Here is a 15,929-nt window from a genome sequence, read left to right on the forward strand (position 1 = left end):
TTGAGTTCGGCTGATTCTCCAACCGAACGACCCCAATAGCGTCATAGGGTTGTTTTGCCGTGAAAGCAAACACGCGTATAGGCGGTGCGATATGCACGTCTATGCATTCGGCTTTAGTGATCTGACTTATCGGCCGAAGTCTTCGGCCAGCACCATCATCGCCGCCCGCTCAGGCGCCGAATATTCATCCACGGCGTCATCCTCGCCGTCGCGAATGGCGCGCAACAGCGTGGGGGTCAGGGCCGAGGACAAAGACCAGTTCCAGTAACGCAGCACCGTCTGGGCGCGATCAACCGCCAGCATTTCATAGGTGATCTGCACCCGCTCCCAGTCGGGATGGATCTTGCCGTCCGCCGTCGTCTCGGGCCGCCGCATCGAGCGCCACAGATGGGTCAGATCGGCGCGCGACATCCCCGTCGCCTTGCACAGGATCGCCAGCGGCTCGCCGCCGGGATCGCCCAGAAGCTTGGCCCCCGTCAGCGGTTTGATCCCCGCCAGGAAGGCGATCTCGGACGCCGTCTCGCGCGTCAGGCCGTCGCGGGCGGCCACCATGACGGCGTGTTCCAGATTGTCGAACGGGCTCTTTTGGATGGCGGCGCGATTGCGCTGGCGGCGCTCGATAAACTGAAGCGCCTTGCGCGCGACAGGATCGGACCAGCTTTCGTCATTGGCGATGGCGAAGACGTCTTCGGACGCCTCCTGCATGACTTCGCGCGAAACGGCGAACCGTTGCAGGATGGTGCGGCGATCCTCGGGCGCGCACCACCAGAACATGACATAGGCGCCCGACGGCCTCAGCTCGGGCCGTTTCAGCAGGGGGCTGCACAGGCTCGGCGACTGGCGGCTCAGGCCCACCACCGTCTCGATGCCCAGCTGCGACAGGCGCGCGGTCGTGTTGCGCAGCACCGCCTCGATCACCTCCATCTCGCCGAAGGAGAACAGGGTCTCGGTCACGATCTCCGACAGACCTCGGCGCACCGCCAGCAGCATCCGGTGTTCGAAACTGGCGTCGCGCGCACAGCCGACGATGTCCGCATCGCTCAGCGAGGCGCATTGTTCGATCAGCAGGCCGGCGATGTCCGGATCGTCGCGCAACAGGATGCGCGCCACGCTGTTGGGCAGTTCGGCCAGCGGCGCCAGACGCGCGGCCACGCGCTTGCGCTCATCGTGCGAGGCCAGCCGCAGCATCTCGACCAGCAGGTCGCCCGTCACCGCCCGCTCGAAGGCGTTGATGCGGCTGGCGGGCAGCGACACGACGTCGGCCAGACGCTTCAGCAGCGCCCGGCGCGCACGCAGAGGCGGCGGCGTCGCCTCTTCCCCGATCATGGCTGCCAGATCGCCCATCCCCCCACCTTAGAAGCGAGCGGTTAACCGGGCGTGAGCCGGATCAGCTCTTGTTGACCACCACCACGATGGCCAGGATCACGAAGGCGATGACCGCCAGCACCCGCGCGATCCACGGCGCGGCGACGAAGACGCCAAGGACGGTGATCCCGCTCTTGACCGTCTCTGGGCGTGTCAAAGCCTCCTTGAACGTGCCCGGCGGCCGCACTGCATCGCCCGCGATCGGATGGCCGCAGTTGGGACAGGCGACCGCCGCCTCTGACACCTGACGCCCGCAGGCGGGGCAAGGGATCAGGGCCATGCTCAGCCTCCCGCGCGCGGCGTGATGCGGATCTCCACACGGCGGTTCTTCTGACGCCCGTCGGGATCGTCCGAACCGTCAGGCTTGACGTTCGGGGCCACGGGCCTGCGCTCGCCAAAGCCCTCGGCGCCCAGGGTGCGTCCGGCCTCGCGTTGCAGCCGCGCCGCCACCGCGCGCGCGCGGCGCAGCGACAGCCCTTCGTTATAGGCGTCGTCGCCCTTGGCGTCGGTGTGGCCGCCGATGCTGACCTGAGCCTGCGGATAGCTTTTCAGCAGTTCCGCCGCCCGCGTCAGGGCCGGCTCGGCGTCCGGCCGGATCGTCGCCTTGTCGAAGTCGAACAGAACGTCGGCGGGCAGGTCGATCACGATAACCCCGTCGGTGCGCCGCGCGTTCAGTTCGCTCAGCAGACTGCGCGTCGTCTCGACCCGTTCGGGCGCGACCTCGGACGAGACGAACACGCTTTCCAGCGCGCTGTCCGCCCCCGCCTTGGCGAAGGTGGACCGGGGCGCGGCCATGTCCTTTTCGAAGGTGGAGCGCAGGCCGATGGCGCTGCCGCTCATCAGCCGCACCGTCAGGGCCGAGGCGACGCAGGGCGTCAGACCCGCAGCCAACAGCGCCGCCGCCATGGCGGGCGCGTGCCGTCCCGTCATCCGCCCGCTCCGGTCGTCGGATTCTGGGACGCCTGACTCTGGGCCGCCTGGGCGGTCAGCGGGATCGTCATGCGCAGGAACGGGCCGATGATGCTGTCCGAGGTCGAGCCTTCGTTGAACACGACCGAAATCTGGTTCACTCCGGCCGGCACCGCGCCCATGAAGACCAGACGGCCGTTCATCGTGTCGCCCTTGGCGATGGTCATGTACGGATTGCCCTCCGGCGGCTTCAGACGCAGCTTCTGGCCGTTGGGCAGTTCGATATAGGTGGCCTCGGACGCCATCTGGACGCTGTTGGTCATGTCGCTGGCGAACGAGATGCTGACGTCCAGAATGGTCGCATCCTCGGCCAGATCGACGCCCTTGACCCGCACCGTGGCGCCCACCTCGGTCACGCCCTGCACGTCGACCGGCACATTGCGGATCTGGCGGGGCTGGGCAGTTACGGGGGTGTTGGCGGTGGCCGCGGCCTGTTGCTCGGGCGACATCGACGGATCGACCGTCGCCTTGTCGTCATTGTTGGAACAGGCGGCGAGCGTCAGGGCCGAAACCCCGGCGACGGCGATCAGGCGAAGGGCGGCGACAGACATGAAACGCTCCGGCGTTGTTGATCCGCCGCGCGTCGCCCCTCATCCCAAGCGGAGCCGCACGCGCGTCCGATATCGAACACGCGAACGGCCTAAAGGCTCCGCTTACAAGCCCTCGAAAAGCGCGGTCGACAGATAGCGTTCGGCGAAGGACGGGATGATCACCACGATCGTCTTGCCCGCATTCTCCTCGCGCGCGGCGATGCGGAAGGCGGCGGTCAGGGCCGCGCCCGAGCTGATGCCGACCGGAATGCCCTCGACCCGCGCGGCCTTTCTGGCCATGTCGAAACTGTCGTCGTTGGACACCTGTTCGACCCCATCGACCACCGACGGATCATAGATGGCGGGCACGAAGCCGGCGCCGATGCCCTGGATCTTGTGCGGGCCGGGCGCGCCTCCGGACAGCACCGGAGAGGCCTCGGGCTCGACGGCGATGAACTGCACCGACGCCTTCTTGGCCTTCAGCGCCTGGCCGACGCCCGAGATGGTGCCGCCGGTGCCGACGCCGGCGACCACGATGTCCACCGCCCCGGCCGTGTCGTTCCAGATTTCCTCCGCCGTCGTGACGCGGTGAATGGCGGGGTTGGCAAGGTTCTCGAACTGCGACGGGCTGATGGAGTTCGGCGTGGTCTCCAGCAGCTCCTGCGCCCGCGCGATCGCGCCCTTCATCCCCTTTTCGGCCGGCGTCAGCTCCAGCCGCGCGCCCAGCAGCGCCAGCATCTTGCGCCGCTCGATCGACATGCTTTCGGGCATGCACAGTGTCAGCTTCAGCCCCTTGGCCGCCGCCACGAAGGCCAGGGCGATGCCGGTATTGCCGCTGGTCGGCTCGATCAGCACCGTGTCCTGATCGATCTTGCCCGCCTCCTGCAGCGCCTCGACCATGGCCACGCCGATCCGGTCCTTGACCGAGGCGATGGGGTTGAAGAACTCCAGCTTGGCCAGAACCGTCGCCTTCGTATCGTACTCCGCCGACAGACGCGGCAGACGCACGATGGGGGTGTCGCCGATGGTGTCGACGATCGAGTCATAGACCTTGCCCCGGCCCTTCTTCAGGTGGCGGGACGCGTCATAGCTGAAGTTGGTCATGGAAAAGGTCTCCTCGAATGCTGGCGCACAACAGATAAGGCCTCGCCGCCCCACGCAAAGGGTGACGCGCAATGATTTCTGCGCAAACCTTACAGAGCGGCTATGTCAGCCTATATGTCGCCGTCGCGCGAACCGAGATTTCCGTCCTTGCCTCATACCCGTCCGCTCTCCGACACCGGCCTGACCCCGGAAATCGCCGAACTGGTCGCGGAGGTGCACGCAGACACGGCCGCCGAAACCCAGATCCGCATGGACGCCCCGGTCGCGCCCAAGATCGAGGATGCGCCGGCCGCCGAAACCCGCTCCACCGCCGATGAGCTGCGCTATCGCCTGAAGCAGCAGTCGCTGTTGGCGCGCTTCGGCGAGGTGGCCCTGCGCGAGCGCGACCGTCAGGCCCTGCTAGACGCCGCCTGCGCGGTCTGCGCCGACGGGCTGGAGACGCCGCTGTCCAAGGTGCTGATCCATAACGAGGCGCGCGACCGGCTGGTGCTGATCGCGGGCGTGGGCTGGACCGGGCCCGTCGAGGGCCAGGCCTCGCTGAGCGTCGAACTGGATTCGCCGGCCGGCTACGCCTTCCAGACCGGCAAGCCGCTGATCTCCAACCATCTGGAGAACGAGCAGCGCTTCCATACCCCCAAGCTTCTGGCCGACCACGGCGTGCGGCGCGCCATCAACGTCCTGATCCGGCCCGAGTTGGACGGCGAACCCTGGGGCGTGCTGGAGGTCGACAGTCCCGACGAGGGTCAGTTCGACGCCCGCGACGCCCTGTTCCTGGACGCCTTCGCCGCCGTCGTCGGCGCCGCCATCGCCCGCCAGCAGACCGAGCAGCGGCTTCTGGCCGCCATCGAGCATCAGGCCCTGCTGACGCGAGAGGTCAGCCACCGGGTCAAGAACAGCCTGTCGCTGGTTTCCAGCCTGCTGTCGATGCAGGCGCGCGGCGCGGCCTCCGACGCGGTGCGCGCCGCTCTGGCCACGGCCGGATCGCGCATCCAGGCCATCAGCGAAGTCCATGATCAGCTGTGGCGCGGCGCCGACGTTCAGACCGTGATCCTGTCCGACTTCCTGTGCCAGCTGTGCGAGGCCATCGACGCCGGCAGCGACCGCCATGTCGTCACCTGCGAGGCGTCCGATGCGCCGTTGGGCGCCGACATCGCCATCCCGCTCGGTCTGATCGTCAACGAGCTGGTCACCAACGCTATCAAATACGCCTATGGCCCCAAGGGCGGCGCCGTTGCGGTCACCGGCCGCATCGCCGACGGACGCCTAACCGTCACCGTGGCGGACCAGGGCAAGGGCTTCGACCTGATCGCCGCCCGCAGCGACCGCAGCCTAGGCATGCGCGTCATCGACAGCCTGGTCCGCCAGATCGGCGGCACGATCGAGAACCGAACCCAGGGCGTCGGCGCGATCCTGGTGGTCGAGGCCCCGGCGACCTAGCGCTCCAGCACGGCGCGGGCGGGGTCGAAGCCGACGACCTCGCGGATGACGATCATGCTCTTGAAGCCCCGCACGCCCTTTTCAGGGACCAGTTCGCGAATGCCGAAGGCTTCGTAGTCCTGCATGGAGCGGACGGCGACGGTCAGCAGATAGTCGGTTTCGCCCGTCACGTCCCAGCAGCCCTGAACCTCCGGGCTGGCCTTCATGGCGCGCTGGAACGCCTCCATGACTTTACGATCCTGGGTATTCATCTCGACCTGCACATGCAGGACGATGCGCGGCTCGACCCGGGCGGGGTCGATCACGGCGACGTCGGCGGCGATGACGCCCTCGGCCCGCAGGCGACGCAGGCGGCGCAGGACGGCGGATTCCGACAGGCCCACCGCTTCGGCCGTCACCCGCGCCGGCTCCAGATTGTTGCGTCGGACCCGCATCAGCAGCTTATGGTCGAAATCGTCCAAGGTGACGAAATTCGTCATTATTGGGACTCCAGTGACGATTTCCGTCGCATTCAAGCGGAAAATCGCCGGGAAGCGCAAGCGGCGTTACGCTAGCTTTACGCCATGACGTCGCTGGCCCTGAAAACCCACCTGAACTCGCCGCTGGCGGCGCGCCTGATCCCCTATCTGGCGCTGTTTGCGGGCATGGTGACGCTGGCGTGCGGCACATCCTTCGCCAAGACCCTGTTTCCGGTGATCGGAGCGGAGGGGACCTCGGCCTATCGCGTCGGGATTTCAGCCGTTCTGCTGGTCGCCGTGTTCCGGCCCTGGCGGTTCCGCCTGACCCGCGCGGATCTGGGCGCCATTGCGCTGTACGGCGTCGTGCTGGGGGCGATGAACCTCAGCTTCTACATGGCCCTGCGCACCATTCCGCTGGGCTTGGCCATCGCCATTGAGTTCATGGGGCCCCTGACCCTGGCCCTGATCCATTCGCGCAAGCCCATCCATTTCGCCTGCATCGGTCTGGCGGTCGTGGGGCTAGGCCTGCTGCTGCCGATCAAGGCCGGGGCCGGCGCGCTGGACCCCGTCGGCATGGCGCTGGCGGCCTTCGCCGGCCTGTGCTGGGCGCTGTACATCGTCTTCGGCAAGCGGCTGTCGCACCTGCACGCCGGTCAGTCAGTGGCGCTGGGCATGAGCGTGGCGGCCCTGGTCGTCGTCCCGTTCGGCGTGGCCCATGCCGGCGCCGCCCTGCTGAACCCCGCCATCATCCTAGCGGGCGTGGCGGTGGCGATCTTCTCCAGCGCCCTGCCGTATTCGCTGGAAATGGTCGCCTTGCGCAGCATCCCCAAACGCACCTTCGGCGTGGTGCTCAGCGCCGAGCCGGCGGTCGGCGCCCTGGCAGGACTTGTGATCCTGCACGAGCATCTGACCGGCCAGCAATGGCTCGCCATCGCCGCCATCGTCGCCGCCTCGGTCGGCGCCATCGCGACGACGCGGGAGGCGAAGATCGAGTTGGAGCCGAGCGCGCCCTAGAACTCTTCCCAGCCCGCGCTCGATGCCGCCGCCGCTGCAGCCGCGCCGCCGCTGGCGAAGGCCCGGATGCGGGCGCGTTCGCGGGCCAGGGGGACGGGGGCGGCGGCTTGCGACAGGTCATGGACGCGGGTCTGTGCCGGCGCCTCGCCCGTCTCGAACCGTTCGACCAGCAGGGCCAGCTGTTCGGTCTCGGACTTCAGGCTCATGGCGGCGGCCGTCGTCTGTTCGACCATGGCCGCGTTCTGCTGGGTCACCTGGTCCATCTGGTTGACGGCCGTATTGACCTGGCTCAGCCCCGTCGCCTGTTCCTGAGCCGAGGCGGCGATCTCGCTGACCAGGGCGTCCATCTCCGCCACCTTGACGGCGATCGCCGACAGGGCCGCGCCGGTCTCGTCGACCAGCTTGACCCCTTGCGCCACTTCCTGCCCCGAGGTGGTGATCAAGGTCTTGATCTCCTTGGCGGCTTCCGCCGAGCGCTGCGCCAGGGCCCGGACTTCGGAGGCGACGACGGCGAAGCCGCGCCCCGCCTCGCCCGCCCGCGCCGCCTCGACCCCGGCGTTCAGGGCCAGCAGATTGGTCTGGAAGGCGATCTCGTCGATGACGCCGATGATGTCGCTGATCTGGGTCGAGCTGCGCTTGATGCCGTCCATCGCCGCGATCGCCTGGCGCACGACCTCGCCCGACCGGTCCGCCTCGGCGCGCGCGCCCAGGGCGGCGGCCGAGGCCTGTTTGGCGCCGTCCGCGCTGCGTTTCACTGTGGCGGTGATCTGGTCCAGCGCCGCCGCCGTTTCTTCCAGACTGGCGGCCTGCTGTTCGGTGCGGCGCGACAGGTCGTCGGACGCGCTGGAGATTTCGCCCACCCCGCCCCTCAGACCCGACACGGCCCGCAGCGCCTGGCCCATCGTCTGGCGCAGGCTTTCGACCGCCGCATTATAATCGTCGCGCACCCGCACATGGTCGCCCTTCACCGGCGCATCAATCCGCGCGGTCAGGTCGCCGGCCGACAGCTTGTTCAGCACCCCCGCCAGAGCGTCGACCAGCAGGGTCTGGGCGCTTTCCGCCTCGACCCGTTCGGCCTCGCGGCGCGCGGCCTCCTGCTCGTCGGCGGTGATGTCGATGGCCAGTTTGATGACCTTGGCCGGCCGCCCGTCGGGGCCGAACACCGGATTGTAGGAGGCCTGCAGCCACACCTCGCGCCCGCCCTTGGCCAGGCGACGGAACTTGCGCGCCAGGAACTGGCCCGCATTCAGCTCGCGCCAGAAGGCGGCGTAGTCGGGCGAGGCCGCCTCGGCCGGGTCCATGAAGGTCCTGTGGTGGGCGCCCCGGATCTCGTCCAGACTATAGCCCATCGTGGTCAGAAGGTTCTGGTTGGCGTCGATGATGGTGCCGTCCAGGTTGAACTCGATCACCGCCTGCGACCGGCCGATGGCGGCCATCTTGCCGTCCAGATCGATCAGCCGGTCCTGCACGTCCGACTTCGGTTTACGCGCGAACATAGGTCACAACCTCTTCGCTATCGGCCGGCCCCCGCCCGCCTCAGTTGCAAGATTAACAGGCTAATTAGTTGAAAAATCGTTGCCCGCTTGAGTTGCAATCAAGACGCAATAATCGCGGCCTTATCTCCTGCGTTGCAGCAGCGCTTCATCGGTCGTTAACCACGTTGCCGCATCTATTGAGGCCTGTTCCTGGGGTCTGATTTTTGCGCAATCTCGTCGCCGCCGTCGAAGCGATCGATCCGCTGGTCGTGACCGGCAAGGTCGCGGGCGTGTCGGGCCTGCTCATCGAGTCGCGCGGCGGCCTGTCGCGCCTCGCCGTCGGCGCCCGGGCCGAGATCGGTCGGCGCGGCCACGATCCCCTGCCCGCCGAGGTGGTCGGTTTCCGCGATTCCAAGGCCCTGCTGATGCCCTTCGGTCCGGTCGAGGGCGTGGCCCCCGGCGCCGACATCCGCATCATCGACCAGGCCGCTAGCGTGCGCCCGACGACGGCCTGGCTGGGCCGCATCATCGACGCCTTCGGCCAGCCGATCGACGGCAAGGGGCCGCTGCCCCAAGGCCCCGCCCCCTATCCCTTGCGCGCCCCGCCCCCGCCCGCCCATTCGCGCGGCCGGGTCGGCGAGCGGCTGGATCTGGGCGTGCGGGCCATGGACGTCTTCACCACCACCTGCCGGGGCCAGCGCCTGGGCATCTTCGCCGGATCGGGCGTGGGCAAGTCGGTGCTGCTGTCCATGCTGGCAAAAGAGGCCACCTGCGACGCCGTCGTCGTCGGCCTGATCGGCGAACGGGGACGCGAGGTGCGCGAGTTCGTGGAAGAGACCCTGGGCGAAGAGGGGCTGAAACGCGCCGTCGTCGTGGTCGCCACCTCGGACGAGCCGGCCCTGAAGCGCCGCCAGTCGGCATACATGACCATGGCCATCGCCGAATATCTGCGCGACCAGGACCTTGAAGTTCTGTGCCTGATGGACAGCGTCACCCGCTTTGCGATGGCCCAGCGCGAGATCGGGCTGGCCGCCGGCGAGCCTCCGACCACCAAGGGCTATACCCCCACCGTCTTCACCGAACTGCCCAAACTGCTGGAGCGCGCTGGTCCCGGCCCGATCCGGCCCGACGGCACGACGGCGGCGCCCATCACCGCCCTCTTCACCGTCCTGGTGGACGGCGGCGACCATGACGAGCCGATCGCCGACGCCGTGCGCGGTATTCTGGACGGCCACATCGTCATGGATCGCAAGATCGCCGAGCGTGGGCGTTTCCCCGCCATCGACGTGCTGAAGTCGGTCAGCCGCACCCTGCCCGGCTGTCAGACCCCGGCCGAGCGCGAGCTGAACAAGCGCGCCCGCCAGTGCCTGTCGGCCTATGCGAATATGGAAGAGCTGATCAAGATCGGCGCCTACCGCACCGGCGCCGACCCCATCGTGGATCGGGCCATCGCCCTGAACCCGGCCCTCGAAGATTTTCTGGGTCAGGACAAGGACGATGCGACGCGTCTTTCCGATTCCTTTACCCGGCTGGAAGCAATCCTGAACCAAGGCATGATCAGGGAGTGATGATTTAGATGACCGCTTGGGCCCAATCCCTGATCCGCATCTCCAACTATGAAGTCGAGACGCTGCAGAAGCGCTTGGCCGAGATCGCCGAACGCCGCGCCGGCGCCGAACTGCGCATCGCCGTGCTGGACGCCGAGGCCGAGGGCGAACGCAACCGCGCCCGCATGGACGCCGAGGCCGGCATGATGCTGGGCGCCTATCTGAACGGCTGGAAATCCAGGAAGGCCGCCGCCGAAGGCGACCTGTCGGTACTGGACGCCGAGGAAGCCGGCGCCCGCGACGCCCTGACCGGCGCCTTCGAAGAGCTGAAGAAGTTCGAACACGTCGCCGAAACCACCCGTCTGAACCAGCTGATCGCCCTCGCCAAGCGCGAAACCGCCGCCTTCGACGAGCTGGGCCTGCGGAAGCGTGCAGTCTGATTCCAAAGATCCTCCCTCGCATCGCGGGGGAGGGGGACCGCGCGTAGCGTGGTGGAGGGGGCGGACGTCGCACGGACCCTCGTCTTCGGTTTTTGCACGCCCTGTTCAGATCGAGTCTGAGGTCGCCCCCTCCACCGCTTCGCGGTCCCCCTCCCCCGTTCCGCTACGCTCCTCGGGGGAGGACTTTTCACGCCGCACCATCCTCGCCGCTCCGCTCGCGCTTTCCTTGAGCAACCTGGCCGCCTGCGACCGCTTCGCCTCGGCGGAGCCTTCGCCGCCCAGCGTCCCGCCGCTGAAGTCCCTGATCGGCTGCCCGGTCGGAACCTGCGTCAAGGCCAGCCAGATCGACGACCCCGACTGGGTCGCGCTGGCCCGCGCCAACGTCTCCCAACTCACGCCCGAGTGGGAGATGAAGATGGAATACATCCTGGCGAACGGCCTGGACCGGCCCAACTTCGACCGCTCGGACCGTATCGCCGCCTTCGCCCGGGCCGAGGGCATGGCGATGCATGGCCACACCCTGATCTGGTACGCGCAGGGCAAGGAGGCCTTCGCCGGCCTGTCGGGCGCCGCCTTCGACCGCGCCTTCGACGGCTATATCTCGACTGTCGCCGGCCGCTATCGGGGCAAGGTCCGCAGCTGGGACGTGGTCAATGAGCCGATCCTGGACGACGGGTCGGGAATGCGCGACTGTCACTGGTCGGCGCGATACGGCCAGGACGGCTATATCCTGCGCGCGTTCGAAAAGGCCCGGATCGCGGATCCAGAGGCCGTCCTGTTTCTCAACGAATACAATCAGGAAAGCGTGCCGGCCAAGGGCGCGCAGTTCCTGAAACTGGTCGAACGGCTGCTGAAGGCGGGCTGTCCGCTGCAGGGCGTGGGCCTGCAATCCCATCTGTGGATCGACATCCCCGAGGGCGTCATCGCCGCCTATATGCGCGAGATCAGCCAGTTCGGCCTGCCGATCCATGTGTCGGAACTGGACTGCACCCTGCGCACCGAAAACCGGCTGGACCTCCGCAGCCAGGCCGACCGGATCGCGGCGCAAGGCGCCCGCGTCACCGAACTGGCCTCGGCCTTCGCCGCCCTGCCCAAGGCCCAGCAGTTCGCCTTCACCGTCTGGGGCCTGCGCGACACCGACAGCTGGTATCGCCAGGGCGACAAGGACGACGGGCGGGACAAGCCCCTGCCCTTCGACAGCTTCGGCCGTCCCAATCCGATGGCGGCCGCCATTGCGGCAGGCTTCAAGACCCCCGCCTGACGACACGCTTCTGAATACGGAAACGCCCGGCCGTCCTGCGACAGCCGGGCGTTCCTTTACGAACCGGTTGGGGCGGCCGGTTTACTTCTTCTTGGCGGTCGCGGGCGTCTGGACCGAGGTCTGGGCCTGGACTTGATGGCCGCGACGATGTGCGCGCGGGGCGCGGGCCGACGGCGCAGGGGTCGTCGCCGAAGCGGTCGCGGCCGGACGGGCGGTCATGGCGGTCGAGGGCGCCGGGGTCGTGCCGGCGAAGGCGGCGCCGCTGGTCAGGGCGACGAAGGCGACGGCCGAAACGGCGGCGGCGGTGCGGAAGGATTTCATGTCGATGTCTTTCGTTTGAAGGTCGAAGTCTCAGGAGTGTCGGGGGTCCTGCCGGCCGGGGACGCCGGCAGGACCAGCAAGGCGTCGGGCCTTACTTCTTCTTGGCGGGGGTCACGGCGCGGTGGGTGCGGGCGTGGCTGACCCGATGATGCGCACGGGCCGAGGCGGCGGGGCGGGCGTGAGCGCCCGACGACGGGGCCCCCGACGAAGCCGGTGACGTGCCGGCGAAGGCTGCGCCGCTGGTCAGGATCACCAGGGCGGCGGCCCCGAAAGCGGCGGTGGAACGGAAGGACTTCATGGCGGGTCTTTCTGTGTGTTTGGCGTCCGGCCTCGTGTCGGACAGTCACTGTTTCGGACCCGCGTCCGGCCGGTTCGGGGCCGGTCGATGTCGCCGCGTATCGTCGGCGAAGAGAATTGTGTCCGACTGTATCCGCCGCGCTTTGGCCATGAGACAGGACGACAGATCGCGCTTCTTCCCGCTCGCCGAACGCCAATGTCCCAGACTTCCGCCGCCCCCGTCCTTCTGGTCGTCGACGACGACCGCGAGATACGAAACCTGTTGTCCGATCATCTGGAACAGCACGGGTTTCGCACGGTGAAGGCCGCCGACGGGCGAACCATGAAGGCGGCGCTGGAGGCCGGGCCGGTCGATCTGGTGGTGCTGGACCTGAACCTGCCGGACGAGGACGGCCTGTCGCTGTGTCGCGGCATCCGGGCGGCGTCCAAAACGCCGGTCATCATCCTGACGGCGCGCGGCGATCCGATCGACCGGATCGTGGGACTGGAGATGGGCGCCGACGACTATATGGCCAAGCCGTTCGAGCCCCGCGAACTGGTGGCCCGCATCCGCACCGTCCTGCGTCGCACCGGCGGCGAGGCGACGGCGGTCGAAGGGCGGCACGCCGACTTCTCCGGCTGGTCGCTGGACATCGCCGCGCGGGCGCTGACAGCGCCGGGCGGGCGGCTGGCCCCGCTGTCGGGCGCCGATTTCGACCTGCTGCACGCCCTGGTCAGGAACGGCGGCAAGCCCCTGTCGCGCGAGCGGATCCGCGCCCTGTCCACCGTCGCCGACGCCGACGACCGCGCCATCGACCTGAGGGTCAGCCGCCTGCGCCAGAAGCTGGGCGACGACGCCAAGGCGCCGGCCCTGATCCGCACGGTACGCAGCCTGGGCTATATGCTGGTCGGACCAGTCACATGGCGCGCGTAGGAACCCGCCACGGCCGGGCCGAGGCCGAGACCACCCGTCTGTTCCTGCTGCTGCTGGTGGGCGCCCTGCTGGCGACGGGCGTGACCTTCGCCGCCCTGGGCCTGAACCATCGCCATCGCCTGTCCCAGGCCCATGACTTCACCACCGCCGAACGGATCGTGGACCTGGCCGGCTCCAGCGACGATCCCGCCGCCGGCCTGACCGACGGCTTGCCGGACGCGGCGGGCCAAAGGCTGGGCGCGCCCGACCCGTCCCTGACCCACGCGGTCGCCGAGGCCCTGAAGCGGCGGGGCGTGGACGGGGTCTCGGTCAAGGCGTTCGAGGCCTCGGCCGGGGCGTGCGGCGCGGCGACCGATCGTCTGCGGTGCCGCATCCTGGTGCTGCGGCCGGTCAATCGCGCGCCCGTCCCGGTGGCGATCAGCCTGCCGCCCGCCCCGCGCCCGTGGACGCTCAGCCGCGAGGCCGCCGTTCTGCTGTTTGCGGGTCTGGCCGCCGTGCTGTTGACCGGCTGGATGGCGTCGCGGCTGGCGGCCGGTCCGCTGAACCGTCTGTCCCACGGCGCGGTCGCCCTCAGCCACGATCTGGATCGCCCGCCCCTGGTCGAGGAGGGCGCGCGCGAGGTGCGCGAGGCCGCCGCCGCCCTGAACGCCATGCAGACCCGACTGAAGGCCCTGATCGAGGACCGCACCCGCGTCCTGGCCGCCGTCGCCCACGACCTGCAGACGCCCCTGACCCGGATGCGGCTGCGCGTGGAAAAGATCGAGGACGAGGCTCTGCGCGGCCAGTTCATCAGCGATCTGGCGGGCATGCAGCATCTGGTCCGCGAGGGGCTGGACCTGGCCCGGATCGAGACGACCGTCGAGGCCACAACCCCCGTCGATCTGGACGCGCTTCTATCCGCCATCTGCGAGGACGCGGCCGAGGCGGGCCAGCCGGTCGCGTTCGTTCAGGGCTGCAACGCCGTCGTGCCGACCCGGCCCCAGGCTCTGCGCCGCTGCCTGACCAATCTGATCGACAACGCCGTCCGCCACGGCGGCGATGCGGCCGTCAGCGCCGTGCGCGACGACCATTGCGTGCGCCTGATCGTGCGCGACCGCGGGACCGGCGTGGCGCCGGATCAACTGGAGAAACTGTTCGAGCCCTTCTACCGCCTGGATCCGTCCCGTTCGCGCGACAGCGGCGGTTCCGGCCTGGGGCTGACCATCGCGCGCCGCATGGCCGAACGCGCCGGCGCCCATCTGGCGCTCGCCAACGCCGACGGCGGCGGGCTGGAGGCGACCCTGACCTTCCGACAGCCCTGACGAAAAGGTCGCGGCGCCTGCATCCGAACGCCGCGCTCGCCGCCTCTCTCTGAAAGCGTTAGCGTGACGCGTTCAGGAGACCGCCCGTTGCCTCAGTCGCCCCTCGCCCGCCGTCGCCCGGCCCTCCTGCTGCTGGCCGCCAGCGCCCTGGCCCTCACGCTCAGCCCGCTGGCCAGCCGCCCGGCCGCCGCCCAGGATGTGGCGCGCATGGATCAGGTGATCCGCGCCTCCAGCGACGCCGACGCCTTCTCCGGCGCCGTCCTGGTCGCCCGCGACGGCCGCATCCTTCTGGATCAGGGCTACGGCCTGGCCAATCGCGAATGGAACATCCCCAACGACGGTGATGTGAAGTTCCGCCTGGGCTCGCTGTCGAAACAGTTCACCGCCGTCGCGGTCATGCTGCTGAACCAGCAGGGCAGGCTGGATCTGGATGCGCCGATCAAGACCTGGCTGCCCGACGCCCCGGCCGCCTGGGACGCGATCACCCCGCGCCATCTGCTCAGCCACACGGCGGGCGTACCCAACTTCACCCCCTTTTCCGACTTCGAGGCCCAGAAGACCCGGCCCGCGACGCTGCCGCAGTTGATCGCCCGCTTCCGCGACCGGCCGCTGGACTTCGCGCCGGGCTCCCGGTTCGCCTATTCCAACTCGGGCTATGTGCTGCTCAGCGCCATCATCGAGGCGGCCAGCGGCCAGACCTACGCCGATTTCGTCACCGCCAATCTGTTCCAGCCGCTGGGCATGGGCGACAGCGGCTATGACCGCCACGACGTGATCCTGCCCCGCCGCGCCTCGGGCTATGCGCCGGGCGCAGACGGCGTCGTCAACGCCGACTATGTGGACATGACCATCCCGACCGGGGCCGGCGCCCTGTATTCGACCACCCACGACCTGCTGAAGTGGGAACAGGGCCTGTTCGGCGGCCGACTGCTGAACGCCCAATCGATGACCGCCCTGACCACGCCGGTCCGCAACGGCTACGCCATGGGGCTGATGGTGTCCGAGGCCGACGGCAAGCGCCTGGTCTGGCACAACGGCGCCATCGAGGGCTTCAACACCTATATGGCCTATGACCCGGGCGACCGGACCGCCGTCATCGTCCTGGGCAATCTGAACGTCGACGCGCCGGACAAGCTGGGCGCGGCCCTGGTCACCCTGGCGCGCGGTGGAACCGTCACCCTGCCCAGCGAACGCCGCGCCGTCGCCCTCTCGCCCGAGGTGCTGAAGGCTTATGAGGGCGTCTACAATCTGGCCCCGACCTTCGCCCTGACGATCTCGGTCGTGGACGGCAAGCTGATGGCCCAGGCCACCGGCCAGCCGGCCTTCGCACTGACGGCGGAGGCCGAGGACGCCTTCTACCTGACCGCCGTCGACGCCCAGATCACCTTCACCCGCAACGCCGCCGGCGCCGTCGAGGGTCTGATCCTGCACCAGGGCGGCAGGGACATGCCGGCTAAGCGTCAATAGGCTCTCAACGCAAAACGCCCGCCGTCACCG

Annotated in this window: 17 protein-coding genes; 8 read left to right on the forward strand and 9 right to left on the reverse strand. The window is 68.7% G+C overall.

Annotation, left to right across the window (positions count from 1 at the left end):
- Window positions 1–126: 126 nt before the first annotated feature.
- The 5 genes from ABIB58_RS06375 to cysK form a co-directional block, all read right to left on the reverse strand.
- Window positions 127–1,344: a DUF2336 domain-containing protein gene (locus ABIB58_RS06375; RefSeq protein ID WP_354039741.1), complete on the reverse strand. Its 1,218-nt coding sequence runs from the start codon at window positions 1,342–1,344 to the stop codon at window positions 127–129.
- A 43-nt stretch (window positions 1,345–1,387) separates the two neighbouring features.
- Entirely contained in the window at window positions 1,388–1,645 is a 258-nt protein-coding gene (locus ABIB58_RS06380; protein WP_354039743.1) for a zinc ribbon domain-containing protein, read from the reverse strand.
- 2 nt (window positions 1,646–1,647) lie between these two features.
- Window positions 1,648–2,295, reverse strand: coding sequence for an OmpA family protein (locus tag ABIB58_RS06385; RefSeq protein ID WP_354039745.1), 648 nt, complete (start codon window positions 2,293–2,295; stop codon window positions 1,648–1,650).
- Window positions 2,292–2,885 carry a hypothetical protein gene (locus tag ABIB58_RS06390; protein ID WP_354039747.1) on the reverse strand — a complete coding sequence of 198 codons (594 nt, stop codon included), beginning with the start codon at window positions 2,883–2,885 and terminating at the stop codon, window positions 2,292–2,294. The genes ABIB58_RS06385 and ABIB58_RS06390 overlap by 4 nt, the downstream gene beginning before the upstream one ends.
- Window positions 2,886–2,987: 102 nt before the next feature.
- Entirely contained in the window at window positions 2,988–3,968 is a 981-nt protein-coding gene (gene cysK, locus ABIB58_RS06395) for a cysteine synthase A (RefSeq protein ID WP_354039749.1), read from the reverse strand.
- Window positions 3,969–4,115: 147 nt separating this feature from the next.
- On the opposite strand from cysK, the gene ABIB58_RS06400 reads away from it, so the two are divergent.
- Window positions 4,116–5,405 carry a sensor histidine kinase gene (locus ABIB58_RS06400; protein ID WP_354039751.1) on the forward strand — a complete coding sequence of 430 codons (1,290 nt, stop codon included), beginning with the start codon at window positions 4,116–4,118 and terminating at the stop codon, window positions 5,403–5,405.
- On the opposite strand, the gene ABIB58_RS06405 is transcribed toward ABIB58_RS06400, so the two are convergent.
- The gene (locus ABIB58_RS06405; protein WP_039244685.1) at window positions 5,402–5,884 is read right to left on the reverse strand and encodes an Lrp/AsnC family transcriptional regulator; all 483 of its coding nucleotides are present in this window, start codon (window positions 5,882–5,884) and stop codon (window positions 5,402–5,404) included. The two genes, ABIB58_RS06400 and ABIB58_RS06405, sit on opposite strands and share 4 nt — an antisense overlap.
- Window positions 5,885–5,968: 84 nt before the next feature.
- On the opposite strand from ABIB58_RS06405, the gene ABIB58_RS06410 reads away from it, so the two are divergent.
- Window positions 5,969–6,877: an EamA family transporter gene (locus ABIB58_RS06410; RefSeq protein WP_045810467.1), complete on the forward strand. Its 909-nt coding sequence runs from the start codon at window positions 5,969–5,971 to the stop codon at window positions 6,875–6,877.
- Here the strand turns inward: ABIB58_RS06410 and ABIB58_RS06415 are convergent.
- A complete protein-coding gene (locus ABIB58_RS06415; RefSeq protein WP_045810468.1) occupies window positions 6,874–8,373 on the reverse strand; it encodes a methyl-accepting chemotaxis protein in 1,500 nt (499 codons plus the stop codon). The genes ABIB58_RS06410 and ABIB58_RS06415 overlap by 4 nt on opposite strands.
- 203 nt (window positions 8,374–8,576) lie before the next feature.
- Here ABIB58_RS06415 and fliI point away from each other — a divergent pair, with 203 nt between their 5' ends.
- The 3 genes from fliI (at window position 8,577) to ABIB58_RS06430 (ending at window position 11,600) form a co-directional block, all read left to right on the forward strand.
- Window positions 8,577–9,920, forward strand: coding sequence for a flagellar protein export ATPase FliI (gene fliI / locus ABIB58_RS06420; protein WP_045810469.1), 1,344 nt, complete (start codon window positions 8,577–8,579; stop codon window positions 9,918–9,920).
- An 8-nt stretch (window positions 9,921–9,928) separates the two neighbouring features.
- Window positions 9,929–10,339 (forward strand): flagellar export protein FliJ, encoded by a 411-nt coding sequence (locus tag ABIB58_RS06425; RefSeq protein ID WP_055803572.1) that lies wholly within the window; start codon window positions 9,929–9,931, stop codon window positions 10,337–10,339.
- Between the two features lie 226 nt (window positions 10,340–10,565).
- Window positions 10,566–11,600, forward strand: a complete 1,035-nt coding sequence (locus ABIB58_RS06430) for an endo-1,4-beta-xylanase (RefSeq protein WP_354039755.1) — start codon at window positions 10,566–10,568, stop codon at window positions 11,598–11,600.
- An 81-nt stretch (window positions 11,601–11,681) separates the two neighbouring features.
- Here the strand turns inward: ABIB58_RS06430 and ABIB58_RS06435 are convergent, their stop codons facing one another.
- Both ABIB58_RS06435 and ABIB58_RS06440 read right to left on the reverse strand, forming a co-directional pair.
- On the reverse strand, window positions 11,682–11,921 hold the full coding sequence (locus ABIB58_RS06435; RefSeq protein WP_354039757.1) for a hypothetical protein: 240 nt from the start codon (window positions 11,919–11,921) through the stop codon (window positions 11,682–11,684).
- Window positions 11,922–12,012: 91 nt separating this feature from the next.
- Window positions 12,013–12,219, reverse strand: a complete 207-nt coding sequence (locus ABIB58_RS06440) for a hypothetical protein (RefSeq protein ID WP_354039759.1) — start codon at window positions 12,217–12,219, stop codon at window positions 12,013–12,015.
- 195 nt (window positions 12,220–12,414) lie between these two features.
- Between ABIB58_RS06440 and ABIB58_RS06445 the strand changes: the two genes are divergently transcribed.
- The 3 genes from ABIB58_RS06445 to ABIB58_RS06455 all read left to right on the forward strand — a co-directional run bounded on the left by ABIB58_RS06445 (window position 12,415) and on the right by ABIB58_RS06455 (window position 15,899).
- Window positions 12,415–13,131, forward strand: coding sequence for a response regulator (locus ABIB58_RS06445; RefSeq protein WP_354039761.1), 717 nt, complete (start codon window positions 12,415–12,417; stop codon window positions 13,129–13,131).
- Window positions 13,119–14,432, forward strand: coding sequence for a sensor histidine kinase (locus ABIB58_RS06450; protein WP_354039763.1), 1,314 nt, complete (start codon window positions 13,119–13,121; stop codon window positions 14,430–14,432). The genes ABIB58_RS06445 and ABIB58_RS06450 overlap by 13 nt, the downstream gene beginning before the upstream one ends.
- An 87-nt stretch (window positions 14,433–14,519) precedes the next feature.
- Window positions 14,520–15,899: a serine hydrolase gene (locus tag ABIB58_RS06455; protein ID WP_354039765.1), complete on the forward strand. Its 1,380-nt coding sequence runs from the start codon at window positions 14,520–14,522 to the stop codon at window positions 15,897–15,899.
- Window positions 15,900–15,929: the final 30 nt, after the last annotated feature.

It is taken from the genome of Brevundimonas sp. UYEF29 (assembly GCF_040546195.1).
GTDB classification, from domain to species: Bacteria; Pseudomonadota; Alphaproteobacteria; order Caulobacterales; family Caulobacteraceae; genus Brevundimonas; species Brevundimonas huaxiensis.